The sequence below is a fragment of the Streptomyces sp. NPDC054834 genome (genome assembly GCF_053611185.1).
The window spans coordinates 1-14,927 of record NZ_JBSGZV010000004.1 but is presented as its reverse complement, the minus strand read 5'-3'; the positions used below and the strand labels follow the sequence as shown (position 1 = coordinate 14,927).

Here is a 14,927-nt window from a genome sequence, read left to right as displayed (position 1 = left end):
GCGGGGGAACTCTTTGGTCCAGTGGACCCTCCCGCTCTGGTCAACGCCAGGTGGCCGCCGCGAGTTCCCTGGTACAGGCGGCGGCGCGTGTCGGCCGTGCGGGTGACGTGCCCTTATCGCCTCACGCGCGCGTGGAGCACGGGTGCCCCGTGCGCGTGTGGCGAGTCATCCGAACAGGCCGGTGGCCGCGAAGCGCAGGACGAGTTGGGGTGCGCCGGAGAGGACGACGCCGAGGACGCCGGTGAGGGCGAGCGCGGCGGTGAGGGGGGCCGGGACGCGGTGGCGGGCGGGCTCGCCCTCGGGGGCACGGAACAGCAGGGCCGTCCACTGGAGGTAGTAGAACAGCGCGATCACCACGTTGACGGCCATGACGACGGCGAGCCAGCCGAGGCCCGCGTCGACGGCCGCCGAGAAGACGGTGACCTTGGCGAACAGGCCGATGATGCCCGGGGGGAGTCCGGCGAGGCACAGCAGGAAGAACGCCAGGAGCAGTGCGGTCAGCGGGTTCGACGCGTAGAGGCCCCGGTAGTCGGTGATCCGGTTGAGGGACTTGGTACGGCCGACGAGCGCGGCCACGGCGAAGGCGCCGAGGTTCACGGCGGCGTACATCAGGGCGTAGGCGACGGTGGAGCCGATGGCCTTCTGGGCGTCCTTGGTGTAGCCGGCGGCGGCGATCGGCACCAGCAGGTAGCCGGCCTGGCCGACGGAGGACCAGGCGAGCAGCCGTACCGCGCTGTATGCGCGCGTGGCCTGCTGTCGCAGGGCCGCGACGTTGCCGACGGTCATGGTGAGGGCGGCCAGGACGGCGAGGGCCGGGCCCCAGACGTCGGCGTACGACGGGAAGGCGACGACGGTGACGAGGATCAGGCCGGAGAAGCCGACCGCCTTGCCGACGACCGACAGGTAGGCGGCGATGGGCAGCGGGGCTCCGACGTAGGTGTCCGGCACCCAGAAGTGGAAGGGGACGGCGGCCGTCTTGAAGGCGAAGCCGACGAGGGTGAGGACGACGCCGGTCTGGGCGAGGGTGTGGAGCTGTCCGTCGACGTGCTGGATCCGGTCGGCGACCTGGGTGAGGTAGAGGGTGCCGGTGGAGGCGTAGACGAAGCTGATGCCCATCAGGCTGACCGCGGTGGCGGTGACGGAGGACAGGAAGAACTTCAGGGCCGCTTCGGAGGACCGCCGGTCGCCGTGCCGGATGCCGACGAGGGCGAACGCGGGCAGGGAGGCGACCTCCAGGGCGACGATGAGGGTCGCGAGGTCGCGGGAGGCGGGCAGGAGGGCGGCGCCCGCGGCGGAGGAGAGCAGCAGGAACCAGAACTCGCCTTCGGGGACGCGTCGTCCGGCGTCCTTGAGCGCGGTGACCGACAGCAGGGCCGCGAGGAGGGCGCCGCCGAGTACGAGGAACTGGATGACGAGGGTGAACCGGTCGGCGGTGTAGCTGCACGCGTGCGTGGCGCCGGTGAGGCAGAAGGTGCTGCGGTCGCCGTCCAGGAGGGGCAGCAGCAGGAGGGCCGAGGCGGCGAGCCCGGCGACGGAGGCCCAGCCGAGTACGGCCTTCTTGGCGTCGGGCACGAACAGGTCGGCGACGAGGACGGCGAGGGCGACGACGGCTGCGAGGGTGGGCGGGGCGATCGCGAGCCAGTCGACGGACTGGACCACCGACTGGGCCAGGGGCTGGGCCAGGGCGCTCATCGGGTGCCTCCTGCGAGGAGCTGCTGCACGGCCGGGTCGGTCAGGCCGAGGAGGGCCTTCGGCCAGAGCCCGGCGACGACGGTGAGGGCGACGAGCGGGGTCCAGGCCGCGAACTCGTAGCTGCGGACGTCGGCGAGCTTCGGGACGTCCTGCGGTACGGCGCCCATGCAGACGCGGCGGACCACGACGAGCATGTACGCGGCGGTCAGCAGCGTGCCGAACGCGCCGATCGCCATGAAGGTGAGGAATGCGGGGCGGCTGAGGCCGGCGGCGGGTTCGAACGCGCCGAACAGCGCCAGCATCTCCCCCCAGAACCCGGCGAGGCCCGGCAGGCCGAGCGAGGCGACCGCGGCGAAGGCGAGCAGGCCGCCGAGGCGGGGGGCCTTGCCGTACAGCGCGGCCCCCGTCTCCTCGGCGAGGGTGTCGAGGTCGGTGCTGCCGGTGCGGTCCTTGAGCGCGCCGACCAGGAAGAAGAGGAGGCCGGTGATGAGGCCGTGGGCGATGTTGGCGAACAGCGCGCCGTTCACGCCGGTCGGGGTGGTGCTGGCGATGCCGAGCAGGACGAAGCCCATGTGGCCGACGGAGGAATAGGCGATGAGCCGCTTCAGATCGCCCTTCGCGCCCTGCTTGGCGAGGGCCAGACAGGCCAGGGATCCGTAGATGATCCCGACGACGGCGAAGGCGGCGAGGTAGGGCGCGAAGGTGTGGAAGCCGTCGGGGGCGATTGGCAGCAGAATACGGACGAAACCGTACGTACCCATCTTCAGCAGGACGCCCGCCAGCAGGACCGAGCCGACGGTGGGCGCGGCGGTGTGGGCGTCCGGCAGCCAGCTGTGCAACGGCCACATCGGCGTCTTGACCGCGAGCCCGATCCCGATCGCCAGAACGGCGATGACCTGCACGGATGTGGTCAGCGACCGGCCGTTGTCAGTGGCGAGTGCCACCATGTCGAACGTGCCCGCCTTGATTCCGATCAGGAGCAGGCCGAGCAGCATGACGACGGACCCGAGCAGCGTGAAGAGGATGAACTTCCAGGCGGCCTGGGTCCGCCCCTCGCCGCCCCAGCGGGCGATGAGGAAGTACATCGGGATGAGCACCATCTCGAACGCGAGGAAGAACAGCAGCAGGTCGAGGACGGCGAAGGTCGCGAGGGTGCCGGACTCGAGCACGAGCAGCAGTGCGACGAAGGCCTTCGGGGAGGGCCCCGAAGGCATCTTGAAGTACGAGTAGAGCGCGCAGAGGAAGGTCAGCAGCGCGGTCAGGACCAGAAGGGGGAGGGAGATGCCGTCGATGCCGAGGTGGATCCTCACGTCGAGTGCGGGGATCCAGCTGATGTCGGTCGTGGCCTGCATCTTGGACGGATGGTCGTGGTCGAAGCCGAGGGCGAGGACGATCGCGGCGATGAGGATCGCGCCGGTCACGGTGACGCCGTGCCGGAGCACGGCCTGCTCGGGCGACTTCCCCTTCAGTCCGGGCGGGGCGGGCAGGAGAGCGGCGACGGCGCCGAGGAGCGGGCCGACGACGAGGAATGCCAGAAGGAACTGCATCACTGACTCGTTGATATCGATCACGCCTGCTCACGCTCCCGAGGCGACGAGGAGTACGGCGACCGCCAGGACGACGGTGCCGGCGAGCAGCGCGCTCACATAGGTCTGCACGTTGCCGGTCTGGGCGCGCCGTACGGCGGCCCCGAGCAGTCGGGGCAGCGCGGCCGCGCCGCGTACGTAGGTGTCGACGACCTCGCGGTCGAGGAACCGGACGAGGCTCGCTCCGGCCTGGACCGGGCGGACGAACAGCGCCGCGTACACGGCGTCCAGGTGGAAGCCGACGGCCGCGTGCCGGTGCAGCGGGCCGAGCAGCAGACGTCCGGGGTCGGCCGGGTCGGGTGCATAGGCCACGCCGCCGTAGACGGGTGCGTGGCTGGCGATGGCCTCGGCCTCGACCAGTCCGGCGTCCCCCTCGGGGTGGGCGGCGACCGCGCCGAGCGGGACGCGTGCGGCGAGTGCGGTGGTGCGCTGCCAGGCGCCGTAGGTGACGATCCCGCCGACCAGGGCGAGGCCGGTGCCGAGGACGGACGTGATGAGGGTCGGGGTCAGGGCGCGGCCGTCGAACCAGTCGGGCAGCGCCCGGTAGGCGAAGCCGCCGAAGGCCAGGGACGGGACGGCGAGCACCCACAGCACCACGGTCATGGTGAGCGGCTGCCGCCCGTGTTCGGGGGCCTCGGCACCGCGCCCGCGGAAGGCCAGCAGCCACAGGCGGGTGGCGTAGGCGGCGGTGAGCAGGGCGGTGAGCAGGCCTGCGACGAGGACGAGCCAGCCCGCGGCGGCGGGGGCGTGCCCGGTGTGGCCGGTGGCGACGTGCTCGGCGGCGCCGAGGACGGATTCCTTGGAGAAGAAGCCGCTGAAGGGAGGGATCGCGGCGAGCGCGAGGAGCGCCACGGTCATCGTCCAGTAGGCGTCGGGGATGCGGTCGCGCAGGTGGCTCATGCGGGACATCGCGGCCAGCGAGTTGGTGCCGGAGGCGTGGATGATCACGCCTGCCGCGAGGAACAGCAGCGCCTTGAAGGCGCCGTGCGAGAGGAGGTGGAAGACGGCGGCGCCGCGGTCGCCGACGGCGAGTGCGCCGGTCATGTAGCCGAGCTGGCCGATCGTCGAGTAGGCGAGGACGCGCTTGATGTCGTCCTGGGCGAGCGCGGCGAGGCCTGAGCCGGTCATCGTGACGGCGGCCATGACGGCGAGGACGAGCAGCGCGGCCGAGGAGGCCTCGAAGACGGGGAGGAGACGGGCGACGAAGTAGACACCGGCGGCGACCATCGTCGCGGCGTGGATCAGCGCGGAGACGGGTGTGGGACCCGCCATCGCGTCGGGGAGCCAGGTGTGCAGCGGGAACTGCGCGGACTTGCCGGCCACGCCCGCCAGGAGCAGCAGGGCGATCAGCGTCGGGTGGTGCAGGCCGCCGCTCGCGACGGTGCCGAGGACGCGGGTGATCTGGAAGGACCCGGCGTCGGTGCCGAGCGCGAACAGGCCGATGAGGAAGGGCACGTCGCCGAGCTTGGTGACCAGGAAGGCCTTGAGGGAGGCGGCGCGGGCTTCCGGGGTCTCCCAGTAGTGGCCGACCAGGAAGTAGGAGCAGATGCCCATGATTTCCCAGCCGACCAGCAGCACGATCAGGTCGCCCGAGTAGACGACCAGGAACATCGCGGAGGTGAACAGGGAGACGAGGGCCGCGTAGGAGGGGTAGCGCGGGTCGTCGCGCAGGTAGCCGGTCGAGTAGACCTGCACGCAGGTGGCCACGACGCCGACGAGTACGGCGACGAGGGCGGCGAAGCCGTCGATGTGCAGGGCGAGCTCGATCGGGACCGAACCGGTGGGTGTGAGCTCGGTCTGGGTGTCGATGGCCGGGCCGCCGCCCTGGCGCACGGCGACCAGCACGGCCAGCACCAGGGAGACGAGGGGCGGCAGGACGGCGAGCGGGCGGGTGAAACCGGGGGCCGTGCGGCCGAGCAGCAGGCCGGCGGCGGCGCCCAGGAACGGCAGGAGGGGGACGAGGACGGCGAGAGTGGTCGTGGTCACGCGGTGGCCTCAGCCTTCTCGGCCGCTGGGGTGTCGGTGTCGGGGCCGTCGGTGCCGTGGCCCTCGGCGGTGTCGCGGAGCTTGTCGATGTCGGAGGTGCCGCGATTGCGGTACACGGCGAGGACGATCGCCAGGCCGATGCCGATCTCGGCGGCCGCGATGGCGATGGTGAACAGGGTCAGCGCCTGACCGGAATGCAGGGTCTCCCGGGCAGCCTTGCTGAGCCAGACGTCGAAGGCGACCAGGTTGAGGTTGACGGCGTTGAGCATCAGCTCGACCGACATCAGGACCAGGATCGCGTTGCGGCGGGCGAGGACGCCGTACAGGCCGGTGCAGAACAGGAGGGCGGAGAGCACGGCGGGATAGGCGAGGTGCATCAGCGGACACCTTCCTTGTCGGCCGGGTCGGTTCCCTTGCCGTCGCGGGCGCCCGGGACGGCGGGGCCGGTGTCGGCGGCCGCGTCCGTCTCCGCCTTGCGGGACAGGACGATCGCGCCGACCAGGGCGGCGAGGAGGAGTACGGAGAGGGCCTCGAAGGGGAGGACCCAGTTCTGGAAGAGGCTCGCGCCGGTGACCTTGGTCGAGCCGGCGGCAGGGCCGTTCAGGTCGATCCAGGTGGTGCGGAAGGCGTCGACGACCACCCAGACCAGGGCGGCCGCGGCGGCGACGGCCACGGTGAGGGCGGCCCAGCGGTTGCCGGAGTCGGCGTCCGGGGAGCGGCCGATGGGGGCCCGGGTGAGCATCAGACCGAACAGGAGGAGGACGACGACGGAACCGACGTAGATGAGGACCTGCACCCAGGCGATGAACTCGGCGGTGAGCAGCAGGTACTCCACGGCGAGACCGCCGAGGGTCACCACCAGCCACAGGGCGGCGTGCACCAGTTGCCGGGTGGTGACGGTGACCAGCGCGGCGCCGAAGGTGACCAGGCCGACGAGGAGGAAGGCGATCTCGACGCCGTTCGGGGAGAGGAAGCCGTGGGTCGCGGCGGCAAGGCTCACGAGTCCCCCTCCTGCGGCTCGGTCGGCTGGGCCTGGGCGGCCGCCAGCTTCTCGGCCGCCTTGCGGGCGGTGGCGATCTCCTTCGGTTCCTCCGCGCCCGTGTCGTGGGCGGGCGGGGGCGGGACCGTCCACATCCACTCGCGGAGCTTGTCGCGCTCGTGGGTGAGTTCGCGGATGTCGGTCTCGGCGTACTCGAACTCCGGGGACCAGAACAGGGCGTCGAAAGGACAGACCTCGATGCAGATACCGCAGTACATGCACAGGGAGAAGTCGATGGCGAAGCGGTCGAGGACGTTGCGGCTGCGTTCGCGGCCGCCGGGGGTCGCCGCCGGGACCGTCTCCTTGTGGGAGTCGATGTAGATGCACCAGTCCGGGCACTCGCGGGCGCACAGCATGCAGACGGTGCAGTTCTCCTCGAACAGCCCGATGACGCCGCGGGTGCGGGGCGGGAGGTCGGGCTGGACGTCCGGGTACTGCGCGGTGACGGTCTTCTTCGTCATCGTGCGGAGGGTGACGGCCAGGCCCTTGGCGAGGCCGGAGCCAGGGATGGGGGCCATTAGGAGATCACCACCTTGACAATGCCGGTGAGAGCGATCTGGGCGAGGGAGAGGGGCACGAGGAGGGTCCAGGAGAGTTTCTGCAACTGGTCCTCGCGCAGGCGGGGGTAGGTGACGCGGAGCCAGATGACGAGGAAGGCGAGGATCGCGGTCTTCAGCAGGGTCCAGAGCCAGCCGAGTCCGTCGGCGCCCCAGGGGCCGTGCCAGCCGCCCAGGAAGAGGACGGTGGTCAGGCCGCACAGGACGACGATGCCTGCGTACTCGGCGAGCAGGAACAGGGCGAAGCGCAGGCCGGTGTACTCGGTGTACGCGCCGAAGATGATCTCGGAGTCGGCGACGGGCATGTCGAAGGGCGGGCGCTGTAGCTCGGCCAGTCCGGCGACGAAGAAGACGACCGCGCCGACGATCTGCCAGGGCAGCCACCACCAGTGGAAGGCGTGGAGGATCCCGGGGATCGACACGGTGCCCGCCGCCATCGCCACCGAGGCGGCGGCGAGCAGCATCGGCAGTTCGTAGGCGAGGAGCTGGGCGGCGGTGCGCAGGCCGCCGAGGAGGGAGAACTTGTTGGCGCTGGCCCATCCGGCCATGAGCGAGCCGAGGACGCCGACGCCCATCACCGCGAGCACGAAGAACACGCCCGCGTCCAGGACCTGGCCGACCGCGCTCTCGCTCGGGCCGATGGGGATGGCGAGGAGTACCAGGAGGTACGGCAGGAGGGCCACGGCGGGGGCGAGCTGGAAGATGCGGCGGTCCGCGCCCGCGGGTACGACATCTTCCTTCTGCGCGAACTTCACGCCGTCCGCGATGAGCTGGGCCCAGCCGTGGAAGCCGCCGGCGTACATCGGGCCGAGGCGGCCCTGCATGTGGGCCATCACCTTGTGCTCGGTCTGACCGACGATCAGGGGGAAGGTGAGGAAGACGACGAACACGACCAGGAGTCGCAGGGCGACGTCCAGCGCGTCGTTCACTGCGGGCCTCCTGTGGGGTCGTTGCGGGTGGGGGACTCCTCGCCGGGCTCCGACTCGGGCTTGGGCCCGGACTCGGACTCGGACTCGGGCCCGGACTCGGACTTGGGCCCGGACTCCGGCTCGCGCGTGGCCTCCGGCTCGCGCTCGGACTCCGCTTCGTCGAAGGCCGGGCGGGCGTGGTGCCAGGGGGCGTCCGAGCCGCGCGGGGCGCCCGGTGCGTCCTGTGCACCCTCCGCGCTCTCCGCGCCCTGTGCATCCTCCGCACCCTGTGCACGCTGCGAGGCGGACCCCCCGCTCGCGCTGCGCGCCCGGCGTGGCCCGGCCGAGCCGGCGGTGTCCCGCTGGCCGGCCGAGCCCTCCGACGCACTGCGGGCCCGGCGCGGTGCCGTGGGCGGTGTCTCTGCGGGGGCAGCACCGGCGGCCGCGGCCTCGGTCGCCGCGGCCTCGGTCGCCGGGGCCTGGCTCGCCGATCCCTCCGCGGCGGTACGTGTCCGCCGCACCGGCCGCTCCCCCGCCGCGCGCGCGGGCCGCTCCCCGGTGGCCGCCGCGCGTCCCGCGCCTCGTGCCGGGCGGGCCGGGGGAGGGGGCAGCTGGCCCTTGAGGGGGCCCCACTCGTTGGGGTCGGGGACGCCCGGGGGAAGCATCTGGCGGCGCTTGGGGCCGCCGTGCCCAGCACCTGCCGCAGGCTCCCCCGGTTCCTTGGCGCCCGGCCAGGCCTTGGCGACCCGCGCGGCGAGGACGAAGTCCTTCCGCAGGGGGTGGCCCTCGAAGGTCTCGGGGAGGAGGAGGTGGTCCAGGGCGGGGTGGCCCTCGAAGTGGACGCCGAACATCTCGTGCGTCTCGCGTTCGTGCCAGGCCGCGCCCGCGTAGACGCCGACGGCGGAGGCGAGCGTCGGCGCCTCGTGCGGGACCGTGGTGCGCAGCAGGAGGCGGCGGACCGGGGAGAGGGCGACGACGTGCGCCGAGACGCGGAAGCCCGTGCCCGGTTCGTCGACCGCGCTCAGCCAGTCGAAGTAGGTACAGGAGAGGGTGGTGCGCGCCGTCTCCAGTGCCGGGATCCAGGAGGAGGGCGGTACGTCGACCGTCAGGACCTCGTAGGACTCCTCGGCCGTGGTCTCCGTACCGAAGAGGTCCTCGACGGGGGCGGGAAGCCAGCCGACGGTGGTCATCGGGCGTCACCCTCCCCGCCCGACGGCTGCGCCGGGGGCCGCACCAGGCCGCTCTGGAGGGCCGCGGTGGAGGGGCGCGGGGCTCCACCGGTGCCGTAGCGCTCGCCGAGCGACTCCTGGGCGATCTTCTCCTGGAGCTTGAGGATGCCCTGGAGGAGGGCCTCGGGGCGGGGCGGGCAGCCGGGTACGTACACGTCGACCGGGATGATCTGGTCGACGCCCTTCGTCACCGAGTAGGAGTCCCAGTACGGGCCGCCGCAGTTGCTGCACGCGCCGAAGGAGATGACGTACTTGGGCTCGGGCATCTGCTCGTACAGGCGCTTGACGGCCGGGGCCATCTTGTCCGTCACCGTGCCGGAGACCACCATCAGGTCGGCCTGGCGCGGGCCCGGTGCGAAGGGGATGACGCCGAGGCGGATGAAGTCGTGGCGGGCCATGGACGCGGCGATGAACTCGATCGCGCAGCAGGCGAGACCGAAGTTGAAGACCCACAGCGAGTAGCGGCGGCCCCAGTTCAGGACCACCTTCATCGGCTCGGGGGCCAGACGGGCGAGCGCGCCCAGCCGCTTCGGCTCGGGAAGCAGGACAGACTCGGAAGGAGTGGGGGTCACGTCCATGCCAGGACGCCCTTCTTGTATGCGTACAGCAGGCCCACGGCGAGGAAGCCGAGGAAGATGAACATCTCCACCAGCGTCGCCGCGCCGTAGCCGGGGGCGGCGAAGACCGTCGCCCAGGGGAACAGGAAGATCGAGTCGACCGCGAAGATCACGTAGAGGAAGGCGTAGACGTAGTAGCGGACCTGGGTGTGGGCCCAGCCCTCGCCGACCGGGTCGACGCCGCACTCGTAGGTCAGCAGTTTCTCCGGGGTGGGCACGACCGGCCGCAGCAGGCGGCCCGCCCCGAAGGCGACCGCGACGAACAGCACGCCGACCAGGGCGAGCAGTCCCACGACCGAATATGACTGGAAGTAGCCCGCCGCGACGACGGTCGAGTCCCCCAACATCTCCCGCAACGTGCGTCCCTCGCTCCCTGACCCGGTGACTGCGGTGAACCGGTGAATCGTCAACCATGGTGGTTGACGTGATTCGACGATGTGTACGCACGGGAGTCTAGGCCCTGATAAAGACAGGGTAAGCAGCCCGTCACGCCCTGAGACAGGCGAGCACGGCGAGGGTGGGGTTTTCCCCCGGGGACGGCGGCGGCAGACCTCATGGCGCGGCGGCGCCGTCCACGGCACGCTAACCCGTATGACCGCACCCGACCCCAGTGCCGACGAGCACCGTCTGCCGCCGGCGCGCTTCGCCTTCGACAAGCACACCTGGAAGGAGATCGCGCATCTCCTGGCCAACCTGCCGGTGGCGATCCTCGGCTTCACCTACGTCTGCTGCGCGCTCTTCGTCAGCGGCATCATGACGCTCACCGTGGTCGGCTTCCCGCTGCTCGCGGCGACCCTGATGGGTGCGCGCCTGCTGGGGAGGCTCGAGCGGGGCCGGGCCCGGGCCCTGCTCGGGGTGCGGGTGGAGGAGCCGACTCGGCTGCCGCTCAGGAAGGGCGGCGGGCTGTTCCAGCGGCTGTGGATGGCCCTGAAGGACCCGGTGGGCTGGCGGACGCTGCTGTACGACTTCATCCGGCTGCCCTGGGGCATCCTCACCTTCGTCATCACCTTCGCCTCGCTGTTCGTGCTGTGGCCGCTGCTTCCGTTCATCGCGCGGGGCCTGACGAACGCGGACCGGGCGATGGTGCGGGGGCTGCTGTCGCCCTCCGACGAGCTCGAGCGCCGTATCGCCGAACTGGAGTCCGACCGCGGAGTGGTGGTGGACACGGCGGCTGCCGATCTGCGGCGCATCGAGCGTGATCTGCACGACGGGGCGCAGGCCCGGCTGGTGAATCTGGCGATGGGGCTCGGCCTGGCGAAGGAGAAACTGCTGGAGGGTCGCGCCGACGACACCGTCGCCGCGATGGTCGACGAGGCGCACGGCGAGGTGAAGCTGGCGCTCCAGGAACTGCGCGATCTGGCGCGGGGCATCCACCCGGCCGTCCTCACCGACCGCGGCCTGGACGCGGCCCTGTCCTCCGTCGCCGCCCGCTGCACGGTGCCGGTGAAGGTCACCACCGACCTGGCGGAGCGGCCGGCCGCCGCGATCGAGGGCATCGCCTACTTCACCGTCTCCGAGCTGCTCCAGAACGTCAGCAAGCACAGCCAGGCGAGATCCGCCTCCGTCGAGGTGTGGCGGTCCGAGGACCGGCTGCTGATCCAGGTGGGGGACGACGGGCGCGGCGGCGCCCGGCTGGACGGCGGCACGGGGATGCGGGGGCTCGCGGAGCGGCTCGGCGCGGTCGACGGGCTCTTCGTCGTCGACTCGCCCACGGGCGGCCCGACCACGATCACCGCAGAGCTGCCCTGGCGGGACCGTACCCAGGCCCCCGGCCAGGGGTAGGGAAAACCCCCCGGCCAAGACGCCGACGGCCTCCATGGCCCGCCGACCTGCGCCGCAGCAGCCTGGACGTACGGCAACACAGCCGCCGACGAGGAGAACGGGACGACGCCGATGGCCACGGAGTACGGACAGGGGTACGGGGAGAGGTACGGGCACGGCGGCCGGCCCGGACGCCACGGCGCCGACGACTGGGGGCACCGACCGAACCGGCTGCCCGCCGCGCTGCGGGCGCCGCTGGAGGCCCGCAGCTGGCGCGAGTTCGGCTACGTCCTGCTGAACCTGCCGATCGCCGTCCTGACCTTCGGCTACGCCGTGACGCTGGTGGCGCTCGGCGCGGGCCTGCTGGTGACGTTCCTCGGCATCCCGGTGCTGGCCGGGGCGCTGGCGGGCTGCCGGGGCCTGGGGACGCTGGAGCGGGCGCGGGCGCGCGGGCTGCTCCGTCTGGAGGTGGCCGAACCGGAGCCGCTTCGGGTGCGCCAGAACGGTCCGCTGGCCTGGATGGGCGCGGTCCTGAAGAGCGGCACTTCCTGGCGGCACCTGCTGTACGCGCTGCTGCACTTCCCGTGGGCGGTGTTCTCCTTCGTCGTCGCCGTCGCCTTCTGGACGTACGGCTGGGCGCTGCTGACGTATCCGCTGTGGTTCTGGCTGTTCCCGATGTACGGCGGCCAGGGCGGGCTCCAGCTGTACGGCGACGAGCACCACCGCATCTACCTCGACAACCCGTTCGAGATCAGTGTGACCGCGCTGATCGGACTGCTGTTCACGCTGGCCACGCCGTGGATCGTGCGGGCGCTGACGATGGTGGACCGGCTGATGGTGCTGGGGCTGCTCGGGCCCTCGCGGCTGGCGAAGCGGGTGGTGGAGCTGGAGTCCGACCGGGGTGTCGTGGTGGACGCGGCGGCGGCCGACCTGCGGCGCATCGAACGGGACCTGCACGACGGCGCACAGGCGCGGCTGGTGGCGCTGGCCATGGATCTGGGGCTGGCGAAGGAGAAGCTCGCCGAGGACCCGAAGGCGGCCGCCCGCATGGTCGAGGACGCGCACGGCGAGGTGAAGACGGCTCTTCAGGAGCTGCGCGACCTGGCGCGCGGCATCCATCCCGCCGTCCTCACCGACCGTGGCCTGGACGCCGCCCTGTCCGCCGTCGCCTCCCGGTGCACCGTGCCCGTCCAGGTCGAGGTGGACCTCGCCGAACGGCCGGCCCCCGCCATCGAGGGGATCGCCTACTTCACGGTCTCCGAGCTGCTTCAGAACGTCAGCAAGCACGCCCGGGCCGCATCGGCCGGCGTGGACGTGTGGCGGTCGGAGGACCGGCTGATGCTCCAGGTCATCGACGACGGGGTCGGCGGGGCCGATGTGACCGCCGGGTCGGGGCTGGCCGGGCTCGCCGGACGGCTGGACGCGGTGGACGGGATCCTCGTGGTGGACTCCCCGGCCGGCGGCCCCACCCGGGTGACGGCGGAGCTCCCCTGGCGCCGTTGACGCGCGCCTTCCTGGACCCGTGTGCGCCCGAATCCGGGCGCGATCCGCTCCCGATGCTGGAATGCTGGACCTTCGTACGAACACGTGCGGACGGACCGGGACGTGGAGACGGGGCTGTGGGGGACCGGGAGATCGTGGAGGACAGGGTGCGGGTGGTCATCGCCGAGGATTCAGTGCTGCTCAGGGAGGGCCTGACCCGGTTGCTGACCGATCGCGGGCACGACGTCGTCGCCGGGGTGGGGGACGCCGAGGCGCTGATCAAGACCATTGACGACCTGGACGCGCAGGGCACCCTGCCGGACGTGGTGGTGGCGGACGTACGGATGCCGCCGACCCATACCGACGAGGGCGTCCGGGCGGCCGTGCGGCTTCGCAGGACGCACCCCGGGCTAGGGGTGCTGGTGCTGTCACAGTACGTGGAGGAGCGCTACGCCACCGAACTGCTGGCCGGTTCCAGTCACGGCGTCGGCTATCTGCTCAAGGACCGGGTCGCGGAGGTCCGCGAGTTCGTGGACGCGGTGGTGCGGGTGGCCCGGGGCGGCACGGCACTGGACCCGGAGGTGGTCGCGCAGCTGCTCGGGCGCAGCCGCAAGCAGGGCGTGCTCGCGGGGCTCACCCCGCGCGAGCGGGAGGTCCTGGGGCTGATGGCCGAGGGCCGCACGAACTCGGCGATCGCCAGGCAGCTGGTGGTCAGCGACGGAGCCGTGGAGAAGCACGTCAGCAACATCTTCCTGAAGCTCGGTCTGTCGCCGAGCGACGGAGACCACCGGCGGGTGCTGGCGGTCCTCACCTACCTGAACTCGTGACGGTACCTACCTGAGCTCATGACGGTCGGGACACCCGCGCGCAGCCGGTCGGAGCACCCGGGCGAATCGCTGTCCATCATGCGAATGGCCGAGGGAAGGCGACCCTAAGCGACGTAGGGTTGATCCTGGGAAGGTCCACGGGACGACCACGCCCCGGGCAGCCGCCTCGAAGGAGGTCCAGTTCAGTGACCAGCCAGGTCAGCAGCGCAGCGGAACAGGCCGACGGAGCAGTCGTAGGAGGGCCGCGCAAGCCGGCCGGGGCGAAGGGCGTCCGCCGTCTGGACCGGGTGATCATCCGGTTCGCGGGCGACTCGGGTGACGGTATGCAGCTCACGGGTGACCGGTTCACGTCGGAGACGGCGTCCTTCGGCAACGACCTGTCGACGCTGCCGAACTTCCCCGCCGAGATCCGTGCCCCCGCAGGGACCCTGCCGGGTGTGTCGTCCTTCCAGCTGCACTTCGCCGACCACGACATCCTCACCCCGGGGGACGCGCCGAACGTGCTCGTCGCGATGAACCCGGCCGCTCTGAAGGCGAACATCTCCGACCTGCCGCGCGGCGCGGAGATCATCGTCAACACCGACGAGTTCACCAAGCGGGCCCTCCAGAAGGTCGGCTACGCCGGCAACCCGCTGGAGGACGGCTCGCTCGACGGCTACAACCTCCACCCGGTGCCGCTGACGACGTTGACGGTGGAGGCGCTCAAGGAGTTCTCCCTGTCCCGCAAGGAGGCCGAGCGCAGCAAGAACATGTTCGCGCTGGGTCTGCTGTCGTGGATGTACCACCGTCCGACGGAGGGCACGGAGAGGTTCCTGAAGTCGAAGTTCGCGAAGAAGCCGGAGATCGCGGCGGCGAACATCGCCGCGTTCCGGGCGGGCTGGAACTTCGGGGAGACGACCGAGGACTTCGCGGTCTCCTACGAGGTGGCACCGGCGGCGAAGGCCTTCCCGGTGGGCACCTACCGCAACATCTCCGGGAACCTGGCGCTGGCGTACGGGCTGGTCACCGCCTCCCGGCAGGCGGAGCTGCCGCTGTTCCTCGGCTCGTACCCGATCACTCCGGCCTCCGACATCCTGCACGAGCTGAGCCGGCACAAGAACTTCGGTGTGCGGACCTTTCAGGCCGAGGACGAGATCGCCGGCATCGGGGCGGCGCTGGGGGCGGCCTTCGGCGGTTCGCTGGCCGTGACCACGACGTCCGGTCCCGGTGTGGCGCTGAAGTCGGAGACGATCGGCCTGGCGGT

Annotated in this window: 14 protein-coding genes; 4 read left to right on the top strand and 10 right to left on the bottom strand. The window is 71.6% G+C overall.

All coding sequences use genetic code 11. From position 1 onward, the window contains the following. Positions 1–165 precede the first annotated feature (165 nt). The 10 genes from ACWGJM_RS07225 to ACWGJM_RS07180 are packed head-to-tail and all read right to left on the bottom strand — an operon-like array spanning position 166 to position 9,961. Positions 166–1,692 (bottom strand): NADH-quinone oxidoreductase subunit N, encoded by a 1,527-nt coding sequence (locus ACWGJM_RS07225; RefSeq protein ID WP_453410683.1) that lies wholly within the window; start codon positions 1,690–1,692, stop codon positions 166–168. After that, positions 1,689–3,263, bottom strand: a complete 1,575-nt coding sequence (locus tag ACWGJM_RS07220) for an NADH-quinone oxidoreductase subunit M (RefSeq protein ID WP_453410682.1) — start codon at positions 3,261–3,263, stop codon at positions 1,689–1,691. The genes ACWGJM_RS07225 and ACWGJM_RS07220 overlap by 4 nt, the downstream gene beginning before the upstream one ends. Positions 3,264–3,269: 6 nt before the next feature. After that, the gene (locus ACWGJM_RS07215) at positions 3,270–5,264 is read right to left on the bottom strand and encodes an NADH-quinone oxidoreductase subunit 5 family protein (protein WP_453410681.1); all 1,995 of its coding nucleotides are present in this window, start codon (positions 5,262–5,264) and stop codon (positions 3,270–3,272) included. Then, positions 5,261–5,641 (bottom strand): NADH-quinone oxidoreductase subunit NuoK, encoded by a 381-nt coding sequence (gene nuoK / locus ACWGJM_RS07210; RefSeq protein ID WP_453410680.1) that lies wholly within the window; start codon positions 5,639–5,641, stop codon positions 5,261–5,263. The genes ACWGJM_RS07215 and nuoK overlap by 4 nt, the downstream gene beginning before the upstream one ends. Continuing rightward, complete coding sequence (locus ACWGJM_RS07205; RefSeq protein ID WP_453410679.1) at positions 5,641–6,264, bottom strand: NADH-quinone oxidoreductase subunit J family protein; 624 nt, start codon at positions 6,262–6,264, stop codon at positions 5,641–5,643. Before ACWGJM_RS07205 ends, nuoK begins: the two co-directional genes overlap by 1 nt. Beyond that, a complete protein-coding gene (locus tag ACWGJM_RS07200; RefSeq protein WP_453410678.1) occupies positions 6,261–6,821 on the bottom strand; it encodes a NuoI/complex I 23 kDa subunit family protein in 561 nt (186 codons plus the stop codon). Before ACWGJM_RS07200 ends, ACWGJM_RS07205 begins: the two co-directional genes overlap by 4 nt. Further along, complete coding sequence (locus ACWGJM_RS07195) at positions 6,821–7,789, bottom strand: complex I subunit 1/NuoH family protein (protein WP_361809056.1); 969 nt, start codon at positions 7,787–7,789, stop codon at positions 6,821–6,823. Before ACWGJM_RS07195 ends, ACWGJM_RS07200 begins: the two co-directional genes overlap by 1 nt. Further along, positions 7,786–8,958 carry an NADH-quinone oxidoreductase subunit C gene (locus ACWGJM_RS07190; protein ID WP_453410677.1) on the bottom strand — a complete coding sequence of 391 codons (1,173 nt, stop codon included), beginning with the start codon at positions 8,956–8,958 and terminating at the stop codon, positions 7,786–7,788. Before ACWGJM_RS07190 ends, ACWGJM_RS07195 begins: the two co-directional genes overlap by 4 nt. After that, on the bottom strand, positions 8,955–9,575 hold the full coding sequence (locus ACWGJM_RS07185) for an NADH-quinone oxidoreductase subunit B (protein WP_453410676.1): 621 nt from the start codon (positions 9,573–9,575) through the stop codon (positions 8,955–8,957). Before ACWGJM_RS07185 ends, ACWGJM_RS07190 begins: the two co-directional genes overlap by 4 nt. Further along, on the bottom strand, positions 9,566–9,961 hold the full coding sequence (locus tag ACWGJM_RS07180; protein WP_453410675.1) for an NADH-quinone oxidoreductase subunit A: 396 nt from the start codon (positions 9,959–9,961) through the stop codon (positions 9,566–9,568). Before ACWGJM_RS07180 ends, ACWGJM_RS07185 begins: the two co-directional genes overlap by 10 nt. 244 nt (positions 9,962–10,205) lie before the next feature. On the opposite strand from ACWGJM_RS07180, the gene ACWGJM_RS07175 reads away from it, so the two are divergent. From ACWGJM_RS07175 to ACWGJM_RS07160, 4 genes are all read left to right on the top strand, one after another. Beyond that, positions 10,206–11,396, top strand: a complete 1,191-nt coding sequence (locus ACWGJM_RS07175) for a sensor histidine kinase (RefSeq protein ID WP_453410674.1) — start codon at positions 10,206–10,208, stop codon at positions 11,394–11,396. A 111-nt stretch (positions 11,397–11,507) separates the two neighbouring features. Further along, positions 11,508–12,878, top strand: coding sequence for a sensor histidine kinase (locus tag ACWGJM_RS07170; RefSeq protein ID WP_453410673.1), 1,371 nt, complete (start codon positions 11,508–11,510; stop codon positions 12,876–12,878). A 146-nt stretch (positions 12,879–13,024) separates the two neighbouring features. Further along, positions 13,025–13,684: a LuxR C-terminal-related transcriptional regulator gene (locus ACWGJM_RS07165; RefSeq protein ID WP_453410949.1), complete on the top strand. Its 660-nt coding sequence runs from the start codon at positions 13,025–13,027 to the stop codon at positions 13,682–13,684. Between the two features lie 185 nt (positions 13,685–13,869). Next, a partial coding sequence (locus ACWGJM_RS07160) for a 2-oxoacid:acceptor oxidoreductase family protein (RefSeq protein ID WP_453410672.1) occupies positions 13,870–14,927 on the top strand: 1,058 nt, incomplete at its 3' end.